The 24694-nt window shown below is 73.3% G+C and carries 24 protein-coding genes; 15 read left to right on the forward strand and 9 right to left on the reverse strand.

The window, feature by feature from the left end; translation table 11 throughout:
- Positions 1 to 102 precede the first annotated feature (102 nt).
- Both ACWEEU_RS02735 and ACWEEU_RS02740 read left to right on the forward strand, forming a co-directional pair.
- The gene (locus ACWEEU_RS02735) at positions 103 to 915 is read left to right on the forward strand and encodes a hypothetical protein (protein WP_385739077.1); all 813 of its coding nucleotides are present in this window, start codon (positions 103 to 105) and stop codon (positions 913 to 915) included.
- A 73-nt stretch (positions 916 to 988) separates the two neighbouring features.
- Positions 989 to 1318: a rhodanese-like domain-containing protein gene (locus ACWEEU_RS02740; protein WP_018547693.1), complete on the forward strand. Its 330-nt coding sequence runs from the start codon at positions 989 to 991 to the stop codon at positions 1316 to 1318.
- Positions 1319 to 1355: 37 nt separating this feature from the next.
- On the opposite strand, the gene ACWEEU_RS02745 is transcribed toward ACWEEU_RS02740, so the two are convergent.
- Genes ACWEEU_RS02745 through paaA form a run of 5 tightly spaced genes read right to left on the reverse strand, consistent with a single transcriptional unit; the run spans position 1356 to position 4978 of the window.
- Entirely contained in the window at positions 1356 to 2420 is a 1065-nt protein-coding gene (locus ACWEEU_RS02745; RefSeq protein WP_451727730.1) for a 2Fe-2S iron-sulfur cluster-binding protein, read from the reverse strand.
- Positions 2420 to 2965, reverse strand: coding sequence for a 1,2-phenylacetyl-CoA epoxidase subunit PaaD (paaD, locus tag ACWEEU_RS02750; protein WP_451727733.1), 546 nt, complete (start codon positions 2963 to 2965; stop codon positions 2420 to 2422). The genes ACWEEU_RS02745 and paaD overlap by 1 nt, the downstream gene beginning before the upstream one ends.
- On the reverse strand, positions 2959 to 3678 hold the full coding sequence (gene paaC / locus ACWEEU_RS02755; RefSeq protein ID WP_451727736.1) for a 1,2-phenylacetyl-CoA epoxidase subunit PaaC: 720 nt from the start codon (positions 3676 to 3678) through the stop codon (positions 2959 to 2961). The genes paaD and paaC overlap by 7 nt, the downstream gene beginning before the upstream one ends.
- Positions 3675 to 3962 carry a 1,2-phenylacetyl-CoA epoxidase subunit PaaB gene (paaB, locus tag ACWEEU_RS02760; protein ID WP_161179987.1) on the reverse strand — a complete coding sequence of 96 codons (288 nt, stop codon included), beginning with the start codon at positions 3960 to 3962 and terminating at the stop codon, positions 3675 to 3677. The genes paaC and paaB overlap by 4 nt, the downstream gene beginning before the upstream one ends.
- Positions 3959 to 4978, reverse strand: a complete 1020-nt coding sequence (gene paaA / locus ACWEEU_RS02765) for a 1,2-phenylacetyl-CoA epoxidase subunit PaaA (RefSeq protein ID WP_385739065.1) — start codon at positions 4976 to 4978, stop codon at positions 3959 to 3961. The genes paaB and paaA overlap by 4 nt, the downstream gene beginning before the upstream one ends.
- 422 nt (positions 4979 to 5400) lie before the next feature.
- Here paaA and ACWEEU_RS02770 point away from each other — a divergent pair, with 422 nt between their 5' ends.
- The 3 genes from ACWEEU_RS02770 to ACWEEU_RS02780 are packed head-to-tail and all read left to right on the forward strand — an operon-like array spanning position 5401 to position 8407.
- A complete protein-coding gene (locus ACWEEU_RS02770) occupies positions 5401 to 6441 on the forward strand; it encodes a DUF5819 family protein (RefSeq protein ID WP_451727740.1) in 1041 nt (346 codons plus the stop codon).
- Positions 6438 to 7652: an HTTM domain-containing protein gene (locus ACWEEU_RS02775; protein ID WP_451727743.1), complete on the forward strand. Its 1215-nt coding sequence runs from the start codon at positions 6438 to 6440 to the stop codon at positions 7650 to 7652. Before ACWEEU_RS02770 ends, ACWEEU_RS02775 begins: the two co-directional genes overlap by 4 nt.
- Entirely contained in the window at positions 7649 to 8407 is a 759-nt protein-coding gene (locus ACWEEU_RS02780; protein ID WP_451727746.1) for a TrmH family RNA methyltransferase, read from the forward strand. The genes ACWEEU_RS02775 and ACWEEU_RS02780 overlap by 4 nt, the downstream gene beginning before the upstream one ends.
- 34 nt (positions 8408 to 8441) lie before the next feature.
- Here the strand turns inward: ACWEEU_RS02780 and paaN are convergent, their stop codons facing one another.
- Positions 8442 to 10133: a phenylacetic acid degradation protein PaaN gene (paaN, locus tag ACWEEU_RS02785; protein ID WP_451727749.1), complete on the reverse strand. Its 1692-nt coding sequence runs from the start codon at positions 10131 to 10133 to the stop codon at positions 8442 to 8444.
- A 211-nt stretch (positions 10134 to 10344) separates the two neighbouring features.
- On the opposite strand from paaN, the gene ACWEEU_RS02790 reads away from it, so the two are divergent.
- Together ACWEEU_RS02790 and ACWEEU_RS02795 are read left to right on the forward strand one after the other, a co-directional pair.
- Positions 10345 to 11859: a 3-hydroxyacyl-CoA dehydrogenase gene (locus tag ACWEEU_RS02790; protein WP_451727752.1), complete on the forward strand. Its 1515-nt coding sequence runs from the start codon at positions 10345 to 10347 to the stop codon at positions 11857 to 11859.
- On the forward strand, positions 11856 to 12443 hold the full coding sequence (locus tag ACWEEU_RS02795) for a TetR/AcrR family transcriptional regulator (protein WP_451727755.1): 588 nt from the start codon (positions 11856 to 11858) through the stop codon (positions 12441 to 12443). The genes ACWEEU_RS02790 and ACWEEU_RS02795 overlap by 4 nt, the downstream gene beginning before the upstream one ends.
- Positions 12444 to 12468: 25 nt before the next feature.
- On the opposite strand, the gene ACWEEU_RS02800 is transcribed toward ACWEEU_RS02795, so the two are convergent.
- A complete protein-coding gene (locus ACWEEU_RS02800) occupies positions 12469 to 12969 on the reverse strand; it encodes an Lrp/AsnC family transcriptional regulator (protein ID WP_385739044.1) in 501 nt (166 codons plus the stop codon).
- Positions 12970 to 13144: 175 nt separating this feature from the next.
- Here ACWEEU_RS02800 and pdhA point away from each other — a divergent pair, with 175 nt between their 5' ends.
- From pdhA to ACWEEU_RS02835, 7 genes are all read left to right on the forward strand, one after another.
- Complete coding sequence (pdhA, locus tag ACWEEU_RS02805) at positions 13145 to 14290, forward strand: pyruvate dehydrogenase (acetyl-transferring) E1 component subunit alpha (RefSeq protein WP_451727759.1); 1146 nt, start codon at positions 13145 to 13147, stop codon at positions 14288 to 14290.
- Positions 14287 to 15291: an alpha-ketoacid dehydrogenase subunit beta gene (locus ACWEEU_RS02810; RefSeq protein WP_451727762.1), complete on the forward strand. Its 1005-nt coding sequence runs from the start codon at positions 14287 to 14289 to the stop codon at positions 15289 to 15291. The genes pdhA and ACWEEU_RS02810 overlap by 4 nt, the downstream gene beginning before the upstream one ends.
- Positions 15291 to 16754 carry a 2-oxo acid dehydrogenase subunit E2 gene (locus tag ACWEEU_RS02815; protein ID WP_451727765.1) on the forward strand — a complete coding sequence of 488 codons (1464 nt, stop codon included), beginning with the start codon at positions 15291 to 15293 and terminating at the stop codon, positions 16752 to 16754. Before ACWEEU_RS02810 ends, ACWEEU_RS02815 begins: the two co-directional genes overlap by 1 nt.
- 111 nt (positions 16755 to 16865) lie before the next feature.
- A complete protein-coding gene (locus ACWEEU_RS02820; protein ID WP_451727768.1) occupies positions 16866 to 17780 on the forward strand; it encodes an NTP transferase domain-containing protein in 915 nt (304 codons plus the stop codon).
- The gene (locus ACWEEU_RS02825; protein WP_451727771.1) at positions 17777 to 19168 is read left to right on the forward strand and encodes a molybdopterin molybdotransferase MoeA; all 1392 of its coding nucleotides are present in this window, start codon (positions 17777 to 17779) and stop codon (positions 19166 to 19168) included. Before ACWEEU_RS02820 ends, ACWEEU_RS02825 begins: the two co-directional genes overlap by 4 nt.
- Positions 19165 to 20262: a potassium channel family protein gene (locus tag ACWEEU_RS02830; RefSeq protein WP_385739027.1), complete on the forward strand. Its 1098-nt coding sequence runs from the start codon at positions 19165 to 19167 to the stop codon at positions 20260 to 20262. Before ACWEEU_RS02825 ends, ACWEEU_RS02830 begins: the two co-directional genes overlap by 4 nt.
- A gap of 68 nt (positions 20263 to 20330) precedes the next feature.
- Positions 20331 to 21311 carry an NAD(P)H-quinone oxidoreductase gene (locus ACWEEU_RS02835; RefSeq protein ID WP_385739024.1) on the forward strand — a complete coding sequence of 327 codons (981 nt, stop codon included), beginning with the start codon at positions 20331 to 20333 and terminating at the stop codon, positions 21309 to 21311.
- Positions 21312 to 21319: 8 nt separating this feature from the next.
- Here the strand turns inward: ACWEEU_RS02835 and ACWEEU_RS02840 are convergent, their stop codons facing one another.
- Complete coding sequence (locus ACWEEU_RS02840; protein ID WP_451727776.1) at positions 21320 to 21904, reverse strand: hypothetical protein; 585 nt, start codon at positions 21902 to 21904, stop codon at positions 21320 to 21322.
- Positions 21905 to 22136: 232 nt separating this feature from the next.
- Here ACWEEU_RS02840 and ACWEEU_RS02845 point away from each other — a divergent pair, with 232 nt between their 5' ends.
- Positions 22137 to 22673, forward strand: a complete 537-nt coding sequence (locus ACWEEU_RS02845) for a bacterial proteasome activator family protein (protein WP_385739018.1) — start codon at positions 22137 to 22139, stop codon at positions 22671 to 22673.
- 81 nt (positions 22674 to 22754) lie between these two features.
- Here the strand turns inward: ACWEEU_RS02845 and ACWEEU_RS02850 are convergent, their stop codons facing one another.
- A complete protein-coding gene (locus tag ACWEEU_RS02850; protein WP_451727780.1) occupies positions 22755 to 24347 on the reverse strand; it encodes a protein kinase domain-containing protein in 1593 nt (530 codons plus the stop codon).
- Positions 24348 to 24694: the final 347 nt, after the last annotated feature.

A 24694-nucleotide genomic window follows, 5' to 3' on the forward strand; every position in this document is an offset into this window, starting at 1 on the left:
GCGGGGCGCACGTGCGGGGCGAACCAGGTGCGACCGTCTCGGAGGTAGGGCCGGTGCGGTCATCAGGGGTGTGCCGGACCGGCCGTGGCCTAGGCTGGTCGGGTGACGACCCCGGAAGCTGAGCAGTCCAAGGCATCGCGGCCCGAGGAACGGCTGGAAAAGGCCGTGCGCGCCGCCGAACAGGCGTTGATCGAGTACGAGATCGCCGTGGAGACCTTCCGCGTCGAGGTCGAGAACTTCGCCCGGCTGCACGAGCAGCGGCTCGGTCCTCTCTATGCCCGCATCGAGGAGCTGGACGCCCGCATCGCCGAGGCACGCGCCGCCCAGACGCAGGACCCCGAGGACATCCGCCGCGCCGAGGAGGCCCGCGCCGCCCTCCAGCAGATACCGGGCGTCGAGGAGCTGATGCACGGCTGGATGGACGGCCACGGCCTGTTCCCCGAGGCGGCCGCGATGCTCACCGACCAGGCCGTCCGGCCGCCCGAGCGGGTGCGCCCCAGCGAGGAGGCCCGCAAGCTCTACCGCGAGCTGGCCCGCAAGGCCCACCCGGACCTCGCGCAGGAGGAGAACGAGCGCAAGCGGCGCGAGGAGTTCATCACCCGCGTCAACGCCGCCTACGCCCGCGGCGACGAGAAGCTGCTCCGGGAACTGGCCGCGGAGTGGGCCGCCGGCCCGGTGCCGCCCGAGCGGCAGCCCAGCCCCGCCGACGAGCTGTACGCCCGCCTGGAGTGGCTGAGCCAGCGCAAGGAACTGCTCACCCTGGTCGCGCGCGAGCTGGAGGACGGCGCGATCGCCGGCATGTTGCGCCTGGCCCCGGACGACCCGGACAGTCTCCTGGAGGAGATCGCCGAGCGGCTCAGGAGCGACATCCAGCACCGCGAGAACGACCTCGCGGCTCTGCTGACCCAGGAATGAGCGCCCGCTCCGGCGTGGGAGTGCGCCGGAGCACGCTTCGGGTAGCGTCGGGGACATGAATTTCGGAGCTGGTGTGCCCACCGTCGCGGTCGCGGATCTCAAGGACGGCGACTTCCTGCTGGACGTCCGCGAGGACGACGAGTGGCGTGCGGGCCACGCCGAGGGTGCCCTGCACATCCCGATGAGCGATTTCGTGGCCCGCTACGGCGAGCTGACCGAGGCGGCTCCGCAGGACGGCCGCGTCCACGTGGTCTGCCGCTCCGGCGGCCGCTCGGCCCAGGTCACCATGTACCTGGTCCAGCAGGGCATCGACGCCGTGAACGTCGACGGCGGCATGCAGGTCTGGCAGGCCTCCGGCCGCCCCGTGGTGACCGACGACGGCAAGGACGGCTTCGTCGTCTAACCGCCGTCGCGGCCCGCTTCTCCCCTGGCCGCGGTCCCTATCGGTCGAAGTCCAGTTCCACCTTCTCCGTCAGCGGGTGGGACTGGCAGGCCAGGACATAGCCCGCCTCGGTCTCCTCCGGTTCCAGGGCGAAGTTGCGGTCCATGCGGACCTCGCCGGTCACCAGCAGGGCCCGGCAGGTGCCGCAGACGCCGCCCTTGCAGGCGTAGGGCGCGTCGGAGCGATTGCGCAGGACCGTGTCCAGCAGGGACTCCCCCTCGGCGACCGGCCAGGTCCCGGCGCGTCCGTCGAGGCGCGCGGTGACAGAGCTGTGCGCGGCCGCCGGGACCACCACCGCCGGGGCGGGGCCCTCGTCCACATGGAAGATCTCCTGGTGGACGCGGGTACGGTCCACGCCAAGATCGCGCAGGGCCCGCTCGGCGCCCTCCACCAGGCCGTACGGTCCGCACAGGAACCAGCCCGCCACCCGGTCCACCGGCAGCAGCGCGGGCAGCAGCTCCGCGAGCCGGGCACGTTCGAGGCGGCCGGACGGCAGACCCGCCTGCTGCTCCTCCCGGGAGAGCACCGTGACCAGCTGGAACCGCTCCGGATAGCGGTCCTTCAGGTCCGCGACCTCCTCCAGGAACATCGTCGAGGCCGCCGTGCGGTCGCTGCGTATCAGGCAGAAGCGGGCCGAGGGCTCGCGAGCCAGCAGCGTGGCGGCGATGGACAGCACCGGGGTGATGCCGCTGCCGCCGACCACCGCCGCGACCAGACCCGGCGCCGGGTCCAGCGTGAAACGGCCGGCCGGGGTCATGACCTCCAGTATGTCGCCGACGCAGATCTCCTTCAGCGCGTACGTCGAGAACGCGCCGCCGTCGACCAGGCGCACCCCCACCCGCAGTGTGCTCGGACCCTCGCCGGCCGGGTCGGGGGCCGGGGAGCAGATCGAGTAGGTGCGGCGGACGTCCACGCCGTCGGCGCGGCGGCGCAGCGTGAGGTGCTGACCGGCCGCGTGCCGGTATTCCGCGCGCAGTTCGGGCGGCACGGCGAAGGTCAGCGAGACCGAGTCGTCGGTGAGCCGCTCGACCTCGGCCACCGGGAGCGGGTGGAAGCGCGCCATCACAACTCCTTGAAGTGGTCGAAGGGTTCACGGCAGGACAGGCAGCGGCGCAGCGCCTTGCAGGCGGTGGAGGAGAACCGGCTGAGCAGCTCCGTCTCCGTGGAGTGGCAGTGCGGGCAGCGCACGGGGTCGGCGGCACCGGTCGTGTCCGTGTCGTGGCCGGTGGTGCGAGTGGGGCCCAGGGACAGCGCGACCGGACCGGGGGTGCGCTGCGGGCGCGGGGGAGCTATGCCATGGCTCTCCAGCTTGCGGCAGCCCTCGGCGGTGATGTCGTCGGTCGACCAGGCGGGGCTGAGGACCGTGCGGACCCTGACCTCGTGGACGCCGTGCTCGTGCAGCAGCCGCTCGATGTCGGCGCTCATCGCCTCGACCGCCGGACAGCCGGTGTAGGTGGGGGTCAGGTCGACCTCGACCGCGCCGGAGTCACCGACACGCACCGCGCGCACCACGCCCAGCTCGTGCAGCGTGAGTACCGGAAGCTCGGGGTCGGGCACCGAGCCCGCCAGCTCCAGCAGTTCCGCCTCCAGGGCGGTGGCCGTCACCATGTCGCCCCCGGGTGGCTGCGGTGCAGGTGCTGCATCTCCGCGAGCATCCGGCCGAAGGACTCGGTGTGCAGCCCCTGGCGTCCCGCGCCCGCCGACCAGGCACCGGTGCGCGGTCCGTCGGGCACGGACAGGCCCGCGCGGCCGAGCACGTCCGTCACCGACTCCAGCCAGCGTCGGTCGAGTGCGGACCAGTCGACGTCCATACCCTCGACCGGCTGGAACATCTCTCCGGTGAACCGCCACAGTGCCTCGACGGCCTGCCGCATCCGCTCGCGGCTGACCTCCGTGCCGTCACCGAGGCGCAGCGTCCACAGCTCGGCGTGGTCGCGGTGGTAGTCGGTCTCCTTGACCGCCTTGGCGGCCAGCGGGGCGAACGGGCCTTCTCCGGTGGCGAGTTCGGCGTAGAGCAGATGCTGGTAGGTGGAGAAGTAGAGCTGGCGGGCGATGGTGTGCGCGAAGTCGCCGTTGGGCTGCTCCGTCAACTGGAGGTTGCGGAAGGCGCGTTCCTCGCGGAGATAGGCCAACTCGTCCTCGTCGCCCACCATCGAGAGCAGTACGCGAGCCTGGCCGAGGAGGTCGAGCGCGATGTTGGCGAGCGCGACCTCCTCCTCCAGCACGGGGGCGTGGCCCGCCCACTCGCCGAGGCGGTGGGAGAGCACCAGGGCGTCGTCGCCGAGGGCGAGCGCCGCGGTCACGGGCACGGTGACGGTCACAGGTGCCGCACCCCCTCGGGGATCTCGTAGAACGTCGGGTGGCGGTAGGGCTTGTCGGCGGACGGCTCGAAGAACGGGTCCTTCTCGTCCGGGGAGGACGCCGTGATCGCGGTCGCCGGGACGACCCAGATCGAGACGCCCTCGCCGCGCCGGGTGTACAGGTCGCGGGCGTTGCGCAGGGCCAGCTCCGCGTCCGGCGCATGCAGGCTGCCGGCGTGGGTGTGGGAGAGGCCGCGGCGGGAGCGCACGAAGACCTCCCACAGGGGCCATTCGGTGTTCGTCATGCCTGCGTCGCTCCTGTCCCACCGGCGGTCCCGGTGTGCTTGGCCGCGTAGGCGGCGGCCGCCTCCCGCACCCAGGCGCCCTCGTCGTGGGCGCGCCTGCGCTGGGTGATCCGCTGTTCGTTGCACGGGCCGTTGCCCTTGAGGACCTGCTGGAACTCGGTCCAGTCGATCACTCCGAAGTCGTGGTGCCCCCGCTCCTCGTTCCACCGCAGGTCCGGGTCGGGGAGGGTGAGGCCGAGGGACTCGGCCTGGGGGACGCAGATGTCCACGAAGCGCTGACGCAGCTCGTCGTTCGAGTGGCGCTTGATCTTCCACTCCATCGACTGCGCCGAGTGCGGCGAGTCGGCGTCGGGCGGGCCGAACATCATCAGCGAGGGCCACCACCAGCGGTCCACCGCGTCCTGGGCCATCGCGTGCTGCTCCGCGGTGCCCTTGCTCAGGGCCAAGAGCAGTTCGTACCCCTGGCGCTGGTGGAAGGACTCCTCCTTGCAGACGCGGATCATCGCGCGGGCGTACGGGCCGTAGGAGCAGCGGCACAGGGGGACCTGGTTGGTGATCGCGGCGCCGTCCACCAGCCAGCCGATCGCGCCCACGTCGGCCCAGGTGAGCGTCGGGTAGTTGAAGATCGAGGAGTACTTCTGGCGGCCGGTGTGCAGCTTGTCGAGCAACTCGTCGCGGCTGGTGCCGAGGGTTTCGGCGGCGCTGTACAGATAGAGGCCGTGGCCCGCCTCGTCCTGCACCTTGGCCATCAGGATCGCCTTGCGGCGCAGGCTCGGGGCGCGGGTGATCCAGTTTGCCTCCGGCTGCATGCCGATGATCTCGGAGTGCGCGTGCTGGGCGATCTGCCGGATCAGCGTGGCGCGGTAGGGCTCCGGCATCCAGTCGCGCGGCTCGATGCGCTCGTCCGCCGCCACGGCCGCGTCGAAGGCGCGCTGCCGCTCCGCCGTGTCGTCGGCGGCGTCGGGTGCGCCGTCCGACGGCGGGCCGGCCGTGCGGTGCTCGGCTGCTGTGGCCATGCGGTCCCCCTGACCTCGGTCTGTGCCTGGGATATGACCTCTGGTTCCGCCGGGACGTGTCCCGACCGATCGTTCGGTCCGTGCGCATCAATGGTGGGCCGGGCCGTCGTCGGGTGTCAACCGCTGTGGAAAACCTGCCCGGGGTGTCTGTGGACAAGGAGTTCGCCGGGACGCGGGCGGAGCCTCGGGACGGGAGGAAGGGGAGGTGGAGGCGGGTGCGACGGGTGCGGGGGAGCGTTCCGGGCGGTGCGGGAGCGGCCGGTCGTGGGCCGAGGTCCGGGGGCGGGGGCCGTACCCGGGGCTGCGCCCGGCAGTCAGGGCTGAGTACCGTTCCGTGCGGGCGTCGGGACGGGACGCCCGTTGACCATGGGGCGCCCGTGCCGGGTGCTCCGACGAAGCGGCGAAGCGGGGGACGGGGCGGAATGGACGCGTACGACGAGGACTCGGGAGCCCCGCGCGGGCCGGACGGGCCGGCCGGTGCGCGTCGCGCGGAGGCCCCGGAGCCGGACGGCGGGTCGGTCGGCGGGGCGGCCGGAGCGCGGGCGGATGGCCGGGAGGACGTCCGGCGTCCGAGCGGGGGCGCCGAGACAGGGGACGAGGGGACGAGGGTCGGCGAGACCGGGACCGGCGAGGGCGTCGGTTCCGTCAGCGCCGGTTCCGAGGGTGCCGAGAGCCGGGCCGCGAACGGCGGGGACGCCGTTTCCGGCGGCGCGCGTGGCGGGACGACTCACTCGGACGCCGGCCTCGACGCCACCCACCCCGACCCCTCGAACCTCGGCCCCTCCAGCCGCCCCTACGCGTCCCCCACCGCCCCGCTCTCCGGCGTCGCAGCCCTCTCCCCCGCCTACCGCATCGCCGCCGCCGTGGCGCTCGGGGTCGTCGGGGTCGTCGTCTGTGTGCACCTCGGCATGGTGTTCCTGAGCCTCGCGCCCGCGAACACCGTGAGCAAGCGGCACGGGAAGGCGGTCGAGGCGTGGGTGTATCCGGAGTTCGAGCAGAACTGGAAGCTGTTCGCGCCGAACCCGTTGCAGCAGAACATCGCCGTGCAGGCGCGCGCGGAGGTGCGGACGAAGGACGGCGGGGTGCGCACCACCGGCTGGGTCGACCTGTCGGCCGAGGACGGCGCCGCCATCGACCACAACCCGGTGCCGAGCCACACCCAGCAGAACGAGCTGCGCCGGGCCTGGGACTTCCTCGTCTCCACCCACAACGCGGACAACCGGCCCGTGGGCACGCGCGGCGCGCTCTCCGAGGAGTACGTGCGCCGCATCGTGGTGATGCGGCTGGGCCGCGAGGCCGACGTCAGGAGCCAGGGTGTCGTCCAGCGCGTCCAGGTCCGCTCGGAGACCGTCAACGTGCCGCCGCCCTCGTGGAGCGGTGAGCGGATCTCCACCCGGCCCGTCTACCGGGAGCTGCCCTGGTGGAACGCGACGGCCGACGAGGCCGCCGGAGGTGTGCGGTGAACCGCCTCTCCCTGCTGCTCTCGCGCGGCGTCGCCCAGGTCACCGGCTCGGCGCTCGGGCCGTACCAGAGCGCCGTGATCCGGATCGGGTTCGCGGCGACCTGGCTGCTGTTCCTGCTGCGCGAGTTCCCGCACCGCCGGGAGCTGTACGGCCCGGACGGCCCCTGGAGCTGGGAGCTGGCCCACCGGCTGATCGGTGAGAACCACGCCTTCACGGCGCTGATGTGGTCCGGCAGCGGCACCTGGTTCGAGGTTCTCTACGTGCTCGCGGTGCTTGCCAGTGCCGCGCTGCTGCTCGGCTGGCGCACCCGTACGGCCTCGGTGCTGTTCATGGTGGGCGTGCTGTCCCTGCAGAACCGCAGCGTCTTCGTGGGCGACGGCGGCGACAACGTGCTGCATCTGATGTCGCTCTACCTGGTGTTCACGCGTTGCGGACAGGTCTGGTCGCTCGACGCGCGGCGGGCCGCCCACGCCGACGCGGCACGCGCGCGTGACGGCCGCGCTCCCGTCGACCGGGTGGGCCCGGCGCTGTGGGCGGTGTCGGGCGTGGCGTTCGTGGTCGTGGCGCTGACCAGCGGGTTCGGGCCCGCCTGGCCGGTGCCGACGCTGCTGTGGGCGACCTGGGCGGGCCTCGGCATGTGGTGGGCGGCGGGCCGCTGGGCGCGGTCGCCGCAGCCCCGGATGCTGCTCGACGTGATCGCGAACGTGCTGCACAACGGCGCGCTGCTCGTGATCATGGCGGAGGCGTGCCTGATCTACGCCACGGCCGGCTGGTACAAGATCCAGGGCTCGCGCTGGCAGGACGGCACCGCCGTCTACTACCCGCTCCACCTGGACTACTTCTCGCCCTGGCCAGGACTTGCCGGTCTGATGTCCGCGAGCGGCACGCTCATGATGCTCGTGGCCTACGGCACCGTCATGATGCAGGTCGCCTTCCCCTTCACCCTGTTCAACCGGCGGGTGAAGAACGTGCTCCTGGTGCTGATGATGATGGAGCACGCCGCCATCGCCGTCGTCCTCGGACTGCCGTTCTTCTCGCTGGCGATGATCGCGGCCGACGCGGTCTTCCTGCCCACCGCCTTCCTGCTGCTGGTCGGCGGAGGCGTGGCACGCGCGCGTGCCCGGCTGTTCCGGCGCGGCGCCCGCCCCGCGGTGCCCGGACCCCGCGCCCCGGAGGAGGACCCGGCGGGCCGCGTAGGGTTCACGGCATGACCGACCCCCTGATCCGCTGGCGCGAGCGCGCCGGGGGCGCCGTGCTGCTCGACGGCTTCCACGCGCTCAAGCACGCCCTGCGCTTCGGCGCCGAGGTGCCGGTGGCGGTCACCACCGACCGGAAGGCGACCCTCGCCCTCGCCGACGAGCTGGCCGGTGACCTCGCGGACACGCTGGACGCGCTCCTCACGGAGGTGCCCGCGACGGCGTACGCCACGCTGGTGCCGCGCCCGCACCCCACGGGCGTGGCCGCGCTCGCCGTACGGCCCTCCCGGGAGACCAATCTGCGGGCGCTGGCCCGTACGCCCAGGACCGCCCCCGTGGTGGTCCTGGACGAGCCGCGCAACCTCGGCAACGCCGGTGCCGTGATCCGGCTGGCCGCCGGTTTCGGGGCGACCGGCGTGGTCACCACGGGCACGCTGGACCCGTGGCACCCCACCGTGGTGCGCGGCGGTGCCGGGCTGCACTTCGCGACCGCGGTCGAGCGGCTCGGTGTCGACGAGCTGCCCGCCGGGCCGCTGTTCGCCCTCGATCCCGAGGGCGAGGACATCCGCGGGACGGTGCTGCCCGACGACGCCGTGCTCGCCTTCGGGTCGGAGCGCAGCGGGCTGTCGACGGTGCTGCGCGCGCGTGCCGACCACCTGCTGGCGCTCCCGATGCGCCCCCAGGTCTCCAGTTACAACCTCGCCACCAGCGTGGCCATGACGCTGTACCACTGGAGCGCCTTCGGGGGCGCCGCGCCCGCGAAGTCCTGAGCCTTTCCGGCCTCCGGGCGTGAGCCGCGCGGGCTCACGCCTGCCGGCGCACCTCCACCACCCGGAAGCGGTTCGCCACGTAGGCGCCGTCGGTGAGGGCGGCGTTCGCCGCCGGGTTGCCGCCCGAGCCGTGGAAGTCGGAGAAGGCGGCGGTCTGGTTCACGTACACCCCGCCGGTGAGGTTGAGGGAGAGCTGCGCGGGCTCCTCCAGGCAGACCTCCTCGACGGCCCGTGCCACCTCCGGGTCGGTGGTGTACGCGCCGACCGTCATCGCGCCCTGCTCGCGGATGGTGCGACGCAGCAGCTCCAACGCGTCGCCGGCCGAGTCGACGGCGACGGCGAAGGAGACCGGGCCGAAGCACTCGCTCGTGTACGCGGCCTCGTCGTCCGGCTTGGCGGCGTCGAGCTTGACGATCACCGGGGTGCGCACGACCGCGTCCGGGAAGTCCGGGTTGGCGATCTCGCGGGAGGCGAGGGCGACCTCGCCCAGCTCGGTGGCGGCCTCGAGGCGGGCCTTCACGTCCGGGTTCACGATCGCGCCGAGCAGGGCGTTCGCGCGCGCGTCGTCGCCGAGCAGGCCGTCGACGGCGCGGGCGAGGTCGGCGGCCACCTCGTCGTAGGACTTGTGGCCCTGGTCGGTGCGGATGCCCTCACGGGGGATCAGCAGGTTCTGCGGGGTGGTGCACATCTGGCCGCTGTACAGGGACAGCGAGAAGGCGAGGTTGGCGAGCATCCCCTGGTAGTCGTCGGTGGACTCGACGAGCACCGTGTTGACGCCGGCCTTCTCCGTGTAGACCTGCGCCTGGCGGGCGTTGGCCTCCAGCCAGTCGCCGAAGGCGGTCGAGCCGGTGTAGTCGACGACACGGATCTCGGGGCGGGTCGCCAGGGTCTTGGCGATGCCCTCGCCGGGGCGCTCGGCGGCCAGCGCGACCAGGTTGGGGTCGAACCCGGCCTCGGCCAGCACCTCGCGAGCCACCTGGACGGTGAGCGCGAGCGGCAGCACCGCGCGCGGGTGCGGCTTGACCAGGACCGCGTTGCCGGTCGCCAGGGAGGCGAAAAGACCCGGGTAGCCGTTCCACGTCGGGAAGGTGTTGCAGCCGATGACCAGGCCGATGCCGCGCGGGACCGCGGTGAACGTCTTGGTCAGGTTCAGCGGGTCGCGCTTGCCCTGCGGCTTGGACCACTCGGCCGTCTCCGGGGTGCGGACCTGCTCCGCGTACGCGTACGCCACCGCCTCCAGGCCGCGGTCCTGGGCGTGCGGGCCGCCCGCCTGGAACGCCATCATGAACGCCTGTCCGCTGGTGTGCATGACGGCGTGCGCGAACTCGTGGGTGCGGTCGCTGATCCGCTTCACGATCTCCAGACAGACCGCCGCGCGCGCCTCGGGGCCCGCGTCCCGCCAGGCGGCCTGGCCGGCCTTCATGGCGGGCAGCAGCACGTCGAGGTCCGCGTGCGGGTAGGTCACGCCCAGCTCGATGCCGTACGGCGAGGTCTCGTCGCCCACCCAGTCGTCCGTGCCCGGCTGGTCCAGGTCGAGACGGGTGCCGAGGACGGCGTCGAAGGCGGCCTTGCCGGCGGCGGCGTCCAGGCTGCCGTGCTCACCGTAGGCCTTGGGGTGCTCGGGGTGGGGGGACCAGTAGGCGCGTGTGCGGATCGCTTCCAGGGCCTGGTCGAGTGTGGGCCGGTGCTTCGCGATCAGCTCGTGGGCGGTCTGTGGGGCGGCCATGCGGGACCAACTCCTCGTCTCGGGAACTCGTCGTCGAGCTCCGACCTGGGCGGAAACGGAGAAAGCGGCTGCGGGTGGGGTGTGGCCCGGTGCGCGCCCCTCGAAGGCGGTGGTGGGCCACGGGTGGTCAGAGCTAGAGTAACCGAACGATCGGTCGGGACAAGGGGGTCCGGCGCATCTGTGGACAACCCCGTGCGGGAGGATCGCGCACATGACAGCACTGGACCTCAGCAGCCCCGTGGCCGTGGTCGGCGCCGGCACCATGGGCCAGGGCATCGCCCAGGTCGCGCTGGTCGCCGGTCACCCCGTGCGGCTCTACGACACCGTTCCCGGGCGCGCCCACGAGGCCGCCGGGGCGATCCGCGCCCGGCTGGACCGGCTGGTGGCCAAGGACCGGCTCGCCGCCGCCGACCGGGACGCGGCGAGGGCCCGCCTCACCGCAGCAGGGCCCATCGAGGACCTGGCCGGCTGCGCGCTGGTGGTGGAGGCCGTCGTGGAGCGCCTCGACGTCAAGCAGCGGCTCTTCGCCGAGCTGGAGGAGATCCTCGGCGACGACTGTCTGCTCGCCACCAACACCTCCTCCCTGTCGGTGACGGCCATCGGCGGCGCGCTGCGCAACCCAGGCCGCCTGGTGGGCCTGCACTTCTTCAACCCCGCGCCGCTGCTGCCCCTGGTCGAGGTCGTCTCCGGGTTCGCCACGGACGTCACGTCGGCCACGCGGGCGTACGAGACCGCCCGCGCCTGGGGGAAGACCCCGGTGGCCTGCGCGGACACCCCCGGGTTCATCGTCAACCGGATCGCCCGCCCCTTCTACGCCGAGGCGTTCGCGGTCCTGGAGTCCCAGGGTGCCGACCCGGCCACCGTCGACGCGGTGCTGCGCGAGTGCGGCGGCTTCCGGATGGGCGCCTTCGAGCTGACCGACCTCATCGGGCAGGACGTCAACGAGTCCGTCACCCACTCGGTGTGGCAGTCCTTCTTCCAGGACGTGCGCTTCACGCCCTCGCTCGCCCAGCGCAGGCTGGTGGAGTCCGGCAGGCTCGGCCGCAAGAGCGGCCACGGCTGGTACGACTACGCGGAGGGCGCCGAGCGTCCCGAGCCGCACACCGCCGAGAAGGAGCGGCCACCCGCCCATGTCACCGTCGAGGGCGACCTCGGCCCGGCGGCGCCCCTGCTCGCGCTGATCCGCGAGGCGGGCATCCCGGTCCACGAGCAGGAGGAGGAGAACGGCGCCCTGCTCGTCCTGCCGAGCGGCGGCCAGCTCATCCTGGCCGACGGCCAGACCTCCGTGGAGTTCCGCGACGTCGTCCACTTCGACCTCGCTCTCGACTACCGCGCGGCCACCCGCATCGCGCTCTCCGCCTCCCAGGACACCTCGCCGCGCACCCTCGCCGAGGCTGTCGGCCTGTTCCAGGCGCTCGGCAAGGACGTGAGCGTCATCGGGGACGTGCCCGGCATGATCGTCGCGCGCACGGTCGCCCGGATCGTCGACCTCGCGCACGACGCCGTCGCCAAGGGCGTCGCCACCGAGGAGGACATCGACACGGCCATGAAGCTCGGCGTGAACTACCCGCTCGGCCCCTTCGAATGGAGCCGCGCCCTCGGCCGGGGCTGGGCCTACGACCTGCTGGACCAGCTGCACGCGTGCGACCCCTGCGGGCGCTACGCGCCGTCCCTCGCCCTCTACCGGCACGCCTACGCCAACGACAAGCGGGAGGGCACCTCATGACGACCGCCAAGCGCGACACGTACACCCCCGAGACCCTGCTCTCGGTGGCGGTGGGCGTCTTCAACGAGCGCGGCTACGACGGCACGTCCATGGAGCACCTCTCCCGGGCCGCCGGCATCTCCAAGTCCTCGATCTACCACCACGTCAGCGGCAAGGAGGAACTGCTGCGCCGGGCGGTGTCGCGGGCGCTGGACGGCCTGTTCGCCATCCTCGCCGAGGAGCACGCGCGTGAGGGGCGCGCCGTCGACCGACTGGAGTACGTCGTACGGCGCATGGTCGAGGTGCTCATATCCGAGCTGCCCTACGTGACGCTGCTGCTGCGCGTGCGCGGCAACACCGAGGCCGAACGGTGGGCGCTGGAGCGGCGCCGCGAGTTCGACCACCGGGTGGCGGACCTGCTGCGGGCGGCCGCCGACGAGGGGGACGTGCGCGCGGACGTCGAGGTGCGGCTCGCGACCCGGCTCGTCTTCGGCATGATCAACTCCATCGTGGAGTGGTACCGGCCCGAGGCCCGCGGCGCCAACGGGCGCGAGGTGGCCGACGCCGTGGTGCGGCTGGTGTTCGCGGGGCTGCGGGGGGACTGAGGCACCCGGCCGGGGCACCCCTCCCTCACGCCTCCGGTCCCACGTCCTCCTCCTCGAAGACCAGCAGGGTGCGGGTGCTCAGCACCTCCGGGATCGCCTGGAGCCGGGTGAGCACCAGCTCGCGCAGCGCCCGGTTGTCCGGGGTGTGCACCAGGAGGAGGACGTCGAAGTCCCCGCCGACCAGGGCGATGTGCGAGGCGCCCGGCAGTTTGCGCAGCTCCTCGCGGACCGTGCGCCAGGTGTTCTGGACGATGTTCAGCGTGATGTACGCCGACGTGCCGTGCCCGGCGCGCTCGTGGTCCACGCGCGCCCCGAAGCCCCGGATCACCCCGTCCTCGACCAGGCGGTTGATCCGCGCGTAGGCGTTGGCGCGGGAGACGTGGACGCGGTCGGCGACGGAGCGTATCGAGGCGCGTCCGTCCGCCTGGAGGATTCTCAGGATGTCCTGATCTATGGCGTCCAGCGGTCGCGGCGGGGGCAGGGCCGTCCCCGCCTCCGGCGCCTGGGCCATTTGTTCAGGTGTCATGTCCCCCCGCTTCATCGCCGTGGACGTCCTGCGTTCATTCCAGGCTGTGGAGAACCGTTTGTCCACAGCCTGGAGGGGCCAGTAGCCAAAATGCACCGACGACCGAACAATCGGTAGGTGAGACGGGTCACAGCCGACCCGTCTCCCGTAGCCACTCCCACGAGGAGGTGCCGTCATGACGGTCATGGAGCAGCGGGGCGCGTACCGGCCATCGCCGCCGCCCGCCTGGCAGCCCCGTATGGACCCCGCGCCGCTGCTGCCCGACGCCGAGCCCTATCGCGTCCTCGGCACCGAGGCCGCCGCGAAGGCCGACCCGGACCTGCTGCTCCGGCTCTACGCCCAGTTGGTGCGCGGCCGCCGGTACAACACGCAGGCCACCGCGCTGACCAAGCAGGGCCGCCTGGCCGTCTACCCCTCCAGCACCGGTCAGGAGGCGTGCGAGGTCGCCGCCGCCCTGGCCCTGGAGGACCGCGACTGGCTCTTCCCCAGCTACCGCGACACCCTCGCCGTCGTCGCCCGGGGCGTCGACCCGGTGGAGACCCTCACCCTGCTGCGCGGCGACTGGCACAGCGGTTACGACCCGCACGCCCACCGTGTGGCCCCGCTCAGCACCCCGCTCGCCACCCAGTTGCCGCACGCGGTCGGCCTCGCGCACGCCGCCCGGCTCAAGGGGGACGACGTGGTCGCGCTCGCCATGGTCGGCGACGGCGGCACCAGCGAGGGCGACTTCCACGAGGCGCTGAACTTCGCCGCCGTCTGGCAGACCCCGGTCGTCTTCCTCGTGCAGAACAACGGCTTCGCCATCTCCGTCCCGCTCGCCAAGCAGACCGCCGCCCCCTCCCTGGCCCACAAGGCCGTCGGGTACGGGATGCCGGGCCGCCTGGTGGACGGCAACGACGCGGCGGCGGTGCACGAGGTGCTGAGCGACGCCGTACGGCACGCCCGCGCGGGCGGCGGACCCACCCTGGTCGAGGCGGTGACCTACCGCGTCGAGGCCCACACCAACGCCGATGACGCCACCCGCTACCGGGGCGAGGCCGAGGTGGAGGCGTGGCGCGCCCACGACCCCGTCCGGCTGCTGGAGCACGACCTCACCGCGCGCGGACTGCTCGACGAGGCCGGCATCGAGGCCGTACGCCAGGACGCCGAGGCGATGGCCGCCGACCTGCGCGAACGCATGAACCAGGACGCCCCGCTCGACCCGATGGAACTCTTCGACCACGTGTACGCCGAACCCACTTCGCAACTGCGCGAACAGCGCGAGATGCTGCGCGCCGAGCTGGAAGCCGAGCAGGACGGTCCGGAAGGCGGTCGTCGATGACCACCGTGGCCGTCAAGCCCGCCACCATGGCGCAGGCCCTCACCCGCGCGATGCGCGACGCGATGGCCGCCGATCCGAACGTGCACGTCATGGGCGAGGACGTGGGCACCCTCGGCGGTGTCTTCCGCGTCACCGACGGGCTCGCCAAGGAGTTCGGCGAGGACCGCTGCACCGACACCCCGCTCGCCGAGGCGGGCATCCTCGGCACCGCCGTCGGCATGGCCATGTACGGCCTGCGGCCCGTGGTGGAGATGCAGTTCGACGCGTTCGCCTATCCGGCGTTCGAGCAACTGATCAGCCATGTCTCGAAGATGCGCAACCGCACCCGGGGCCGGATGCCCGTGCCGATCACCGTGCGCGTGCCCTACGGCGGCGGCATCGGCGGCGTCGAGCACCACAGCGACTCCTCCGAGGCGTACTACATGGCCACCCCCGGCCTGCACGTCCTCACCCCGGCCACCGTCGCCGACGCCTACGGCATGTTGCGCGAGGCCATCGCCTCCGACGACCCGGTGGTCTTCCTGGAGCCCAAGCGGCTGTACTGGTCGAAGGACGCCTGGAACCCCGAGCAGCCGGAGGAGGTCGCGCCCATCGGCCGCGCGGTGGTCCGCCGCACCGGCCGCAGCGCCACCCTCGTCACCTACGGCCCCTCGCTGCCGGTCTGCATGGAGGCCGCCGAGGCCGCCCAGGCCGAGGGCTGGGACCTGGAGGTCGTCGACCTGCGCTCGCTGGTGCCCTTCGACGACGAGACGGTGTGCGCCTCCGTGCGCCGCACCGGACGCGCGGTCGTCGTGCACGAGTCGACCGGGTTCGGCGGCCCGGGCGGAGAGATCGCCGCGCGGATCACCGAGCGCTGCTTCCACCACCTGGAGGCGCCGGTGCTGCGCGTCGCCGGGTTCGACATCCCCTACCCGCCGCCGATGCTGGAGCGGCACCACCTGCCCGGCGTCGACCGCGTGCTGGACGCCGTGGCCCGGCTCCAGTGGGAGGCCGAGGGCTGATGGCACAGGTACTGGAGTTCAAGCTGCCCGACCTCGGCGAGGGACTGACCGAGGCGGAGATCGTGCGCTGGCTGGTGGACGTGGGCGACGTGGTCGCCGTGGACCAGCCGGTGGTCGAGGTCGAGACGGCCAAGGCCATGGTCGAGGTGCCCTGCCCCTACGGCGGTGTGGTCACCGCGCGCTTCGGCGAGGAGGGCACCGAACTGCCCGTCGGCGCGCCCCTGATCACGGTCGCCGTCGGCTCGGCGGAGCCGGGCGGCGAGCCCGCCGAGGCCGCGGGCGAGGAGTCGGGCAACGTCCTGGTCGGCTACGGCACCCGGGCGTCCTCGGGGCGTCGCCGCAGGGTGCGCACGGGGACCGGCGCGGGGATCGGCGCCGGCCCGAAGAACGTGCCCGCCGCGGACGGCTCGCAGGAGACCCGGCCCGCGCCCCTGCCCCGCACGGACGCGTCCCGCACCGCCGCCCCCCGCCCGCCCGCCTTCCCCGTCGCGTCGCACGCGTTCGCGCCGTCGGCCCCGGAGGGGACCCCGGCCCGAGCGGACGCGCCCCCCATCCACCCCGACGGCCCGGTCGCCGTCATCTCCCCCCTCGTCCGCCGCATGGCCCGCGACAACGGCGTGGACCTGCGCACCCTGCACGGTTCGGGACCGGACGGGCTGATCCTGCGCGCGGACGTGGAGGACGTACTGCGGGCCAGGACGGCGGTACAGGACCGGCCGGCGGCCGCCCCCGCCACACCGGCCCCGGCCACACGGGCCGCCGCCGCGCCCCCCGGAGGGCTCCGCATCCCGCTCAAGGGCGTGCGCGGTGCCGTCGCGGACAAGCTCGCGCGCAGCCGCCGCGAGATCCCGGACGCGACCTGCTGGGTGGACGCCGACGCCACCGAACTGATGCGCGCGCGGGCCGCGATGAACGCGGCCGGGGCGCCGAAGATCTCCCTGCTGGCGCTGCTCGCCCGCATCTGCACGGCCGCGCTCGCCCGCTACCCCGAGCTGAACTCCTCCGTGGACACCGAGGCCCGCGAGATCGTCCAGCTCGACCAGGTGCACCTCGGGTTCGCCGCGCAGACCCCGCGCGGACTGGTCGTGCCGGTCGTCCGGGACGCCCACGCGCGGGACGCCGAGGGCCTGACCGGCGAGTTCGCCCGGCTCACCGAGCTGGCCCGCGAGGGGACGCTCACCCCGGCCGACCTCACCGGCGGCACCTTCACGCTCAACAACTACGGCGTCTTCGGGGTCGACGGCTCCACCCCGATCGTCAACCACCCCGAGGCGGCCATGCTCGGCGTCGGCCGGATCGTCCCCAAGCCGTGGGTGCACGAGGGCGAGCTGGCCGTGCGCCAGGTCGTGCAGCTCTCGCTCACCTTCGACCACCGGGTGTGCGACGGCGGCACGGCGGGCGGCTTCCTGCGGTACGTCGCGGACTGCGTCGAACAGCCGGCGGTGCTCCTGCGCACCCTCTGAGCCCGACGGGACTCGGCTCCGAGCACGCCTGAGCCGGGACGGGACCCGGGCCTCGTACGCCCCACCAGACGTACGAGGTCACCGGTCACCCGGACAGGACATACTCGGAGAGTGACCGACAACGCCCCCGCCGACCCGAGTCCCGCCCCGTCCCCCGCGCCGGGGAGCGGCATCCCGTACGACGCCGTCGTGCTGGCCGGGGGCGCCGCGCGGCGGCTCGGCGGTGCCGACAAACCGGGCGTGCGGGTCGGTGGCCGTCCGCTGCTCGACCGGGTGCTCGCGGCCTGCGCCGGGGCAGCCGGAACCGTCGTCGTCGCCGAGCCGCGCCCCACCGCGCGGCCGGTGCGCTGGACGCGCGAGGAGCCGCCCGGCGCCGGACCGGTCGCCGCCCTGGACGCCGGAGTGCGGCTCACGGACGCCGAGTGCGCGGTGGTCCTCTCCGCCGACCTGCCGTTCCTCGACGAGGCCACGGTGCTGCGGCTGCTGGCCGCGCTGCGGGAGAGCGGCGCCGACGCCGCGCTGCTCACCGACGCCGACGGACGCGACCAGCCGCTGGTGGCCGCCTATCGCACCGCCGCGCTGCGCGAGGCGCTCGACGCCCTCGCCGCCGAGCACGACGGCCTCACCGGGCTCCCGCTGCGCCGTCTGACCGCCGCGCTGCGGCTGACCCGCGTCCCGGACGCGCTCGCGTCCTTCGACTGCGACACCTGGGACGACATCTCCCGCGCCAGGGCGCGCATCAGGGAGCATGGGCACGTGCTGAACGAATGGATCACCGCAGTCAAGAACGAACTCGGTATCGACCTGGACGTGGACACCCAGGTCCTGCTCGACGTGGCCCGAGACGTCGCGCACGGCGTGGCCCGCCCGGCCGCCCCGCTCACCACCTTCCTCGTCGGATACGCCGCCGCCCAGGGCAAGGGCGACGCGGAGGCCGTCGCCGAGGCCGCCGGGAAGGTCGCCTCCCTGGTCCAGCGCTGGGAGGCCGAGCACAGCGGGAGCGACACCGCTCCGGACGCCGGATGACCGCCCCCGGCACCCGCGCCGGGGCGTCCGCCGGGGACGAACTCGACGACCTGGACGTGGAGGAGGCCCTGGCCCTCGTACGGCCCGCGCCGACATCCCCCGCGGGCCCGTCCGCCTCCACGCACCCGTCCGCCCCGGCCACCCCTTCCGCTTCCGGGGCCGGGCACCGGTCCCACGGCGGACACGCCGCCGCCACCCCCTGGCTCCGGGCCCGGGAGATCGCCGCCCGGGCGACCCGCGCCACCAGCCGTCGCGAACCGGTCTCCGTGTCCCTCGCCGACGCCCTCGGCAAGGTCCTGGCAGCGCCGCTCGACGCGCTCAGTGACCTGCCCTCCTTCGACACCTCGGCGATGGACGGCTGGGCGGTCGCCGGGCCCGGCCCCTGGCAGGTGCGGGAGTCCGGCGTGCTCGCCGGGCACGCCCCGCACGAGGCGCTCACCGACGGCGAGGCCGTGTCCATCGCGACCGGTGCCCGCATCCCGGCCGGGGTGACCGCCGTCCTGCGCAGCGAGCACGGCCGCACGGACCCCCAGGGCCGACTGCACGCCACCAGGGAAATGAGCCACGGTCAGGACATCCGGCCGCGCGGTCAGGAGTGCCGCAGCGGCGACCGGTTGCTGCCGACCGGCACCCTGGTCACCCCGGCCGTGCTGGGTCTCGCGGCGGCAGCCGGGTACGACACCCTCGCCGTCGTCCCGCGCCCGCGCGTCGAGATCCTCGTCCTCGGCGACGAACTGCTCACCGAGGGACTGCCGTACGACGGTCTGATCCGCGACGCGCTCGGCCCCATGCTCGCCCCCTGGCTGCGCGCCCTCGGCGCCGAGGTGACCGCCGTACGACGCCTCGGCGACGACGGCAAGGCGTTGCGCAGGGCGATCACCTCCTCGCGCGCCGATCTGATCGTCACCACCGGGGGCACCGCCGGAGGCCCGGTCGACCAGGTGCACCCCACCCTCGCGGCCCTCGGCGCCGAACTCCTCGTGGACGGGGTCGCGGTACGCCCCGGCCACCCCATGCTGCTGGCGCGGATCAAGGACGGACGGCACCTCGTCGGGCTGCCCGGCAACCCCCTCGCAGCGGTCTCCGGCCTGATCACGCTCGCCGAGCCCCTGCTGCGCACCCTGGCGGCCCGTCCGGCCCCCGAGCCGTACGCGCTGCCGCTGCCGGAGCCGGTGCCGGGGCACCCGCACGACACGAAACTGGTCCCCGTGGTGCTGCGCGGCGACCATGCCGTACCGCTGCACTACAACGGCCCGGCCATGCTGCGCGGCATCGCCGCCGCCGACGCGCTGGCCGTCGTACCGCCGGGCGGTTCCCCGCAGGGCGCCGGAGCGGAACTGCTCGACCTGCCGTGGGCGGCGGGCGGAATCGGGGTGTGTTTCACGTGAAACTTCCGGGCCATGACGCCATAGCCCGCCAGACCGGCGACCATCTGGTGACCCATCGGATCAAGCTCCCCCGGAAAGCGGTGGAGCGTCCGATCCGGCAGGTGGCCAAACGGCTGGTCATGGCGCTGCTGGTGCTGGTGGCGACCGCCTTCGTCGTCTACGCCGACCGCGCGGGCTACCACGACAACTCCGACGGCCCGGTGGACCTGCTCGACGCCTTCTACTACGCCACGGTCACCCTCTCCACCACCGGATACGGCGACATCACGCCGGTCAGCGACAGCGCCCGGCTCACCAACATCCTCGTCATCACGCCCCTGCGCGTGCTGTTCCTGATCATCCTGGTCGGCACCACGCTGGAAGTCCTCACCGAACGCACCCGTGAGGAATGGCGCCTGAACCGCTGGAGGTCAGCCTTGCGCGACCACACCGTCGTCATCGGCTTCGGCACGAAGGGCCGCTCGGCGATCCAGACCGTGTGCGCCACCGGCCTGAGGAGCGAGCAGGTCGTCGTGATCGACCCCAGCTCCAAGGCCATCGACGCGGCTACCGCCGAGGGGTACGCGGGCGTGGTCGGCGACGCCACCCGCAGCGACGTCCTGCGCCGCGCCGAGGTGCAGAAGGCGCGGCAGATCATCATCGCCCCGCAGCGCGACGACACCTCCGTGCTGGTCACCCTGACGGCCCGGCAGCTCAACCGGGGCGCCAAGATCGTGGCCGCCGTGCGCGAGGAGGAGAACGCCCCGCTGCTGAAGCAGTCCGGCGCCGATGCCGTGATCACCAGCTCCGCCGCGGCGGGCCGGCTGCTCGGCCTCTCGGTGCTCAGCCCCGCCGCCGGCATGGTGATGGAGGACCTGATCCAGCAGGGCAGCGGCTTGGACATCGTGGAACGCCCCGTGGTCCGCGCCGAGGTGGGCAAGACCCCGCGGGAGGTCGAGGACCTGGTGGTGAGCGTCCTGCGCGGCCATCGGGTGCTCGGCTACGACGATCCGGCCGTCGGCACCCTCCAGCTCACGGACCGTCTGATCACCATCACCCGCGCGACCCCGGGGACCCCGGTCGCCCCGCATCCGCGCCCGCTGAACGGCGGCTGAGCGGCGGCTGCCCGGTGACTGAGCGGGGCGGGCGCCGGGCGACGGCACCGGGGAGTAGCGTCGCAGGCATGTATGCGATCACCATTCCCGAACCCGGCGGTCCCGAGAAGCTGGTGTGGCAGGAGGTGCCCGATCCCGCGCCCGGCGAGGGCGAGGTGCTGGTCGACGTGGTGGCCACCGCCGTCAACCGCGCCGACATCATGCAGCGGCAGGGCTTCTACGACCCGCCGCCCGGTGCGTCCCCCTACCCGGGCCTGGAGTGTTCCGGGCGGATCGCCGCCCTCGGCCCCGGCGTCTCCGGCTGGTCCGTCGGCGACGAGGTGTGCGCGCTGCTCTCGGGCGGCGGCTACGCCCAGAAGGTCGTCGTCCCGGCCGGGCAGTTGCTGCCCGTTCCCGCCGGGATCGACCTCGACCAGGCGGCCGCGCTGCCCGAGGTGGCGTGCACCGTCTGGTCCAACGTCTTCATGATCGCCCATCTGCGTCCGGGTGAGCTGCTGCTCGTGCACGGCGGCTCCAGCGGCATCGGCACCATGGCGATCCAGTTGGCCAAGGCCGTCGGAGCGCGCGTCGCGGTGACGGCCGGGTCCAAGGAGAAGCTGGACTTCTGCGCCGAGCTGGGCGCCGACATCCTCATCAACTACCGCGAGCAGGACTTCGTCGCCGAGATCGAACGGGCCACGGACGGCGCGGGCGCCGACGTGATCCTCGACAACATGGGCGCCAAGTACCTGGACCGCAACGTCCAGGCGCTGGCCGTCAACGGACGCCTCGTCATCATCGGCATGCAGGGTGGCGTCAAGGCCGAGCTGAACATCGGCGCCCTGCTCATGAAGCGCGGCGCGATCAGCGCGACCTCGCTGCGCGCCCGGCCGCTGAGCGAGAAGGCCGCCATCGTGGCCGCCGTACGCGAGCACGTGTGGCCGCTGCTGGCCTCGGGTGTCGTACGCCCGGTCGTGGACCGCGAGCTGCCCATGGCGGACGCGGCCGAGGCGCACCGGGTGGTGGAGGACAGCGGCCACATCGGCAAGGTGCTGCTGGTCGCGCGGTAGAACCCCGGTCAGTCCCGGCGTACCCGCAGCCCCATGAACGCCAGCGCCAGGCCCAGGCCGACCAGCATCAGGCCGCTGCCGAGGGGCAGGATGTCCGCCGCCGGTTCGGCCGGGGCCTGACCCTGGTTCACGGCGGCGGGCCCGGAGGCGGGGGCGCTCGCCGGGGCGGAGGCGGCCGGGGTGCCGGCGGGGATGTCGGCGGTCTCCGGTTCCTCCGGATAGGCGACCCGGGTCGTGGCGGCCGCCGAGGAGCCCGACGGGTCGGTGCCCTCCTGCTCGGCCGCCGGTCCGTCGGGCCGTCCGGGCCGCAGCCGCCCCTCACCGGCCAGGCTCCCGGCCCGCGACGGACCCGGGCGGCTGGCGGTGGGCGAGGCGGAGGCGGACGCGCGGGTCCGCGCGGCGGGCGACACGGTGACGGCACCCGGGGCGGACGGCGACGCGGAGGCGCCGGGCGGCGCGGCGTGTGCGGGGGAGCCCGGCGGTGCGGATTCGGCGCCGTACGCCGTCGCGGTACCGCCTGCGGGCGCGGCCGCCGCCGTGAGGACGAGCAGCAGCCGCACCAGGCGGAGCAGAAGTCGCAGCCTTGGAGTCACGTCGGTGACCTCCCGGAACCAGTTGCCGTGTCCGGCGGCGTGCCCGATGCCGTGACCGGCGGAAAACCGACGGAATCCACCCTCACATCCGGCGCTCTCGGGGGCATTTCGGAATGGGCCGTCGGGTCTACAGCCGTTCCGCCACGGTCTCGTAGGGGGGCTCTGATCGGGAGATCGGCAGCGGGAGGGGGCGTGGCGGTGATGGGGTGGAGCCGTGCGAGACAATGACGGCATGGAGATGCCGAGGAACGAACGGTCGCCGGAGAATCCCCAGATCCTCGTCGTGGGCCAGGACGGCACCGCGCTCGGAGGCGGCGGGGACGAGGGCTCCCGCGAGATTCCGGTGACGGAGCAGGTCGAGCAGCCCGCGAAGGTCATGCGGATCGGCAGCATGATCAAGCAGCTCCTGGAGGAGGTGCGCGCGGCTCCCCTCGACGAGGCCAGCCGGGTGCGGCTCAAGGAGATCCACGCCAGCTCGGTCAAGGAGCTGGAGGACGGCCTCGCCCCGGAGCTGGTCGAGGAGCTGGAGCGGCTCTCGCTGCCCTTCACGGACGAGGTCACGCCGAGCGACGCGGAGCTGCGGATCGCCCAGGCCCAGCTCGTGGGCTGGCTGGAGGGTCTCTTCCACGGCATCCAGACCACGCTGTTCGCCCAGCAGATGGCCGCGCGGGCCCAGCTGGAGCAGATGCGCCGCGCGCTGCCGCCGGGCATGGCCCCCGAGGGCGACGACGAGCACCCGGGCGGCCGCTCGGGCGGTCCGTACCTGTAGGCCCGTGAGCGGAACCCCGTAACGACCCCTGACGCGGAGAAGGGCCCGGTGGACATCCGCCGGGCCCTTCTCACCGCTCGGTCAGGGGTTGCCCGTGGACACGTTGAGCTGGATCTCCACGTCCTTGGGGTCGACGTCGGTGTCGGGCTTGGGGAACTGGTCGGTGACGGCCCCCTCGCCGTAGGTGTTCTCGTCGACGTGGACCTCCTTCACCCGCCAGCCCGCCGCCCGCGCGCACTCCTTGACGGACTTCACGTACTTGTAGCGGAAGTCCGGGAGCCGCACCTTGTCCGGGTCGTTGTACGACTCGTTGGGCTCGGTGCACTCGGTCTTGTCGATCGTCTTGCTGGTGTCGGGGCCCCGGTAGCCCGCCGCGTGCCCGGTGGTGGCGGAGGCGGACGCGGTGCTCCCGCCCTTTCCGCCCTCCTTGTCGTCGTCGCCCCGCAGCGTCAGCGCGACGAGCAGCCCGGCGACCGCGACGAGGGCCACGGCGACCGAGGCGATCACCACGGTCCGGTTGCCCTTGCCGGCGGCCGGAGGAGCCGAGGGGCCGGTGCCGTACCCGGACTGTCCGTACCCCACCGGCGTGGTCGGGTAGCCGCCCTGCTGCGGATACCCGTAGGCCGGACTGGTGTAAGGCGTCTGCGGGGCGACCGGCGCGGCCGGCTGGTACGGCTGCTGGACCGGGCCGGGGGGCGGGGCCGGGCTCGTCTGGTCCACCGGCGGGAACACGGTCGAGCCGACGCCCGCGCCGCTCTGCACGGGACCGGAGCCCGGCACGATGCTCGGCGCCGCCGGCTGGAGGGAGGCCGCCACGCGCAGGCACTCCTCGCGCATCGCCTCGGCGGTGGGGAAGCGCTCGTTGGGGTTCTTCTTCAGCGCGCGGGCGACCAGCGCGTCCACCGCCGGGGGCAGCGCGCGGTTGACGGAGGAGGGCGCGACCGGCTCCTCCTGTACGTGCGCGTACGCGATGGCCAGCGGCGAGTCCGCGTCGAACGGCAGGCGCCCGGTGACGAGCTGGAACAGCATGATGCCGACCGAGTAGAGGTCGGAGCGGGCATCCACGCCCCGGCCGAGGGCCTGCTCGGGGGAGAGGTACTGGGGGGTGCCGACGACCATGCCGGTCTGGGTCATCGAGGTGACCCCGGACTGCATCGCCCGCGCGATGCCGAAGTCCATCACCTTGACCACGCCGCGGCTGGTCACCATCACGTTGCCGGGCTTGATGTCGCGGTGGACCAGGCCCTTCTCGTGACTGATCTCCAGCGCCGCGAGCACATCGGCGGTGATCTTCAGGGCCTTGTCCGCGGGCATCGCGCCCAACTGCCGTACGTCATCGGCCAGGACGGAGCCGAGGGGGCGGCCCTCGACGTATTCCATGACGATGTACGGCATACCGTCGGCTTCGTCCTCGCCGGTGTCGAAGACGGAGACGATATTGGTGTGCGTGAGCTTGGCCACGGCCTGGGCCTCGCGGCGGAACCGCTCCCGGAAGGCCTGCTCGCGGCCGAGTTCGGTGTGCAGGGTCTTGACCGCGACCTGGCGGTCGAGCACCGCGTCGTAGGCCAGGTGCACGGAGGCCATGCCGCCCTCGCCGAGCAGGTCGCGCAACTGGTAGCGGCCACCGGCGAGCGCCCGCCCCGAGTACCGGCCCTGTGCGCCGTCCTGGCTCATCTCTCCGTGTCCCCCACTGGCCTGCGCGGGCCGCCGCAGAGCGAACGCGCCGTGTACGGGCCTGGCTTGATCGAATGTGTCATTCCCGGCCAAGTCTGCCCCAGGGCAGTGACACGTCAAGCGCGGTGCCCGTTCCGTGACCGTACGCGAAGGAAGCGTCGCGGAAGCGTTACAGCAGGTGTACGGAGGCCGCACGGAATTTGCACGAGGGCGCGGGGTACCGGTTTCATGGCCGGTCCGTCTCGGGTCGGCCCCGGTCCCGGATCGGGACCGACGGCAACCGCGAAGGCTGTAGCGTGGCCGACGGAGACCGTAACAACACCGCGCGAAATGCGGGCAGAAACGAC

It is taken from the genome of Streptomyces sp. NPDC005004, from assembly GCF_053600675.1.

Coding starts and splice junctions, on each gene's coding strand:
- ACWEEU_RS02745 (WP_451727730.1), bottom strand. CDS start 2,420: ATGGCGCGCTTCCACCCGCTCCCGGTGGCCGAGGTCGAGCGGCTCACC.
- paaD (WP_451727733.1), bottom strand. CDS start 2,965: ATGGTGACGGCCACCGCCCTGGAGGCGGAACTGCTGGAGCTGGCGGGC.
- paaB (WP_161179987.1), bottom strand. CDS start 3,962: ATGACGAACACCGAATGGCCCCTGTGGGAGGTCTTCGTGCGCTCCCGC.
- paaA (WP_385739065.1), bottom strand. CDS start 4,978: ATGGCCACAGCAGCCGAGCACCGCACGGCCGGCCCGCCGTCGGACGGC.
- ACWEEU_RS02770 (WP_451727740.1), top strand. CDS start 5,401: ATGGACGCGTACGACGAGGACTCGGGAGCCCCGCGCGGGCCGGACGGG.
- ACWEEU_RS02780 (WP_451727746.1), top strand. CDS start 7,649: ATGACCGACCCCCTGATCCGCTGGCGCGAGCGCGCCGGGGGCGCCGTG.
- paaN (WP_451727749.1), bottom strand. CDS start 10,133: ATGGCCGCCCCACAGACCGCCCACGAGCTGATCGCGAAGCACCGGCCC.
- ACWEEU_RS02790 (WP_451727752.1), top strand. CDS start 10,345: ATGACAGCACTGGACCTCAGCAGCCCCGTGGCCGTGGTCGGCGCCGGC.
- ACWEEU_RS02795 (WP_451727755.1), top strand. CDS start 11,856: ATGACGACCGCCAAGCGCGACACGTACACCCCCGAGACCCTGCTCTCG.
- ACWEEU_RS02800 (WP_385739044.1), bottom strand. CDS start 12,969: ATGACACCTGAACAAATGGCCCAGGCGCCGGAGGCGGGGACGGCCCTG.
- pdhA (WP_451727759.1), top strand. CDS start 13,145: ATGACGGTCATGGAGCAGCGGGGCGCGTACCGGCCATCGCCGCCGCCC.
- ACWEEU_RS02810 (WP_451727762.1), top strand. CDS start 14,287: ATGACCACCGTGGCCGTCAAGCCCGCCACCATGGCGCAGGCCCTCACC.
- ACWEEU_RS02815 (WP_451727765.1), top strand. CDS start 15,291: ATGGCACAGGTACTGGAGTTCAAGCTGCCCGACCTCGGCGAGGGACTG.
- ACWEEU_RS02825 (WP_451727771.1), top strand. CDS start 17,777: ATGACCGCCCCCGGCACCCGCGCCGGGGCGTCCGCCGGGGACGAACTC.
- ACWEEU_RS02835 (WP_385739024.1), top strand. CDS start 20,331: ATGTATGCGATCACCATTCCCGAACCCGGCGGTCCCGAGAAGCTGGTG.
- ACWEEU_RS02845 (WP_385739018.1), top strand. CDS start 22,137: ATGGAGATGCCGAGGAACGAACGGTCGCCGGAGAATCCCCAGATCCTC.
- ACWEEU_RS02850 (WP_451727780.1), bottom strand. CDS start 24,347: ATGAGCCAGGACGGCGCACAGGGCCGGTACTCGGGGCGGGCGCTCGCC.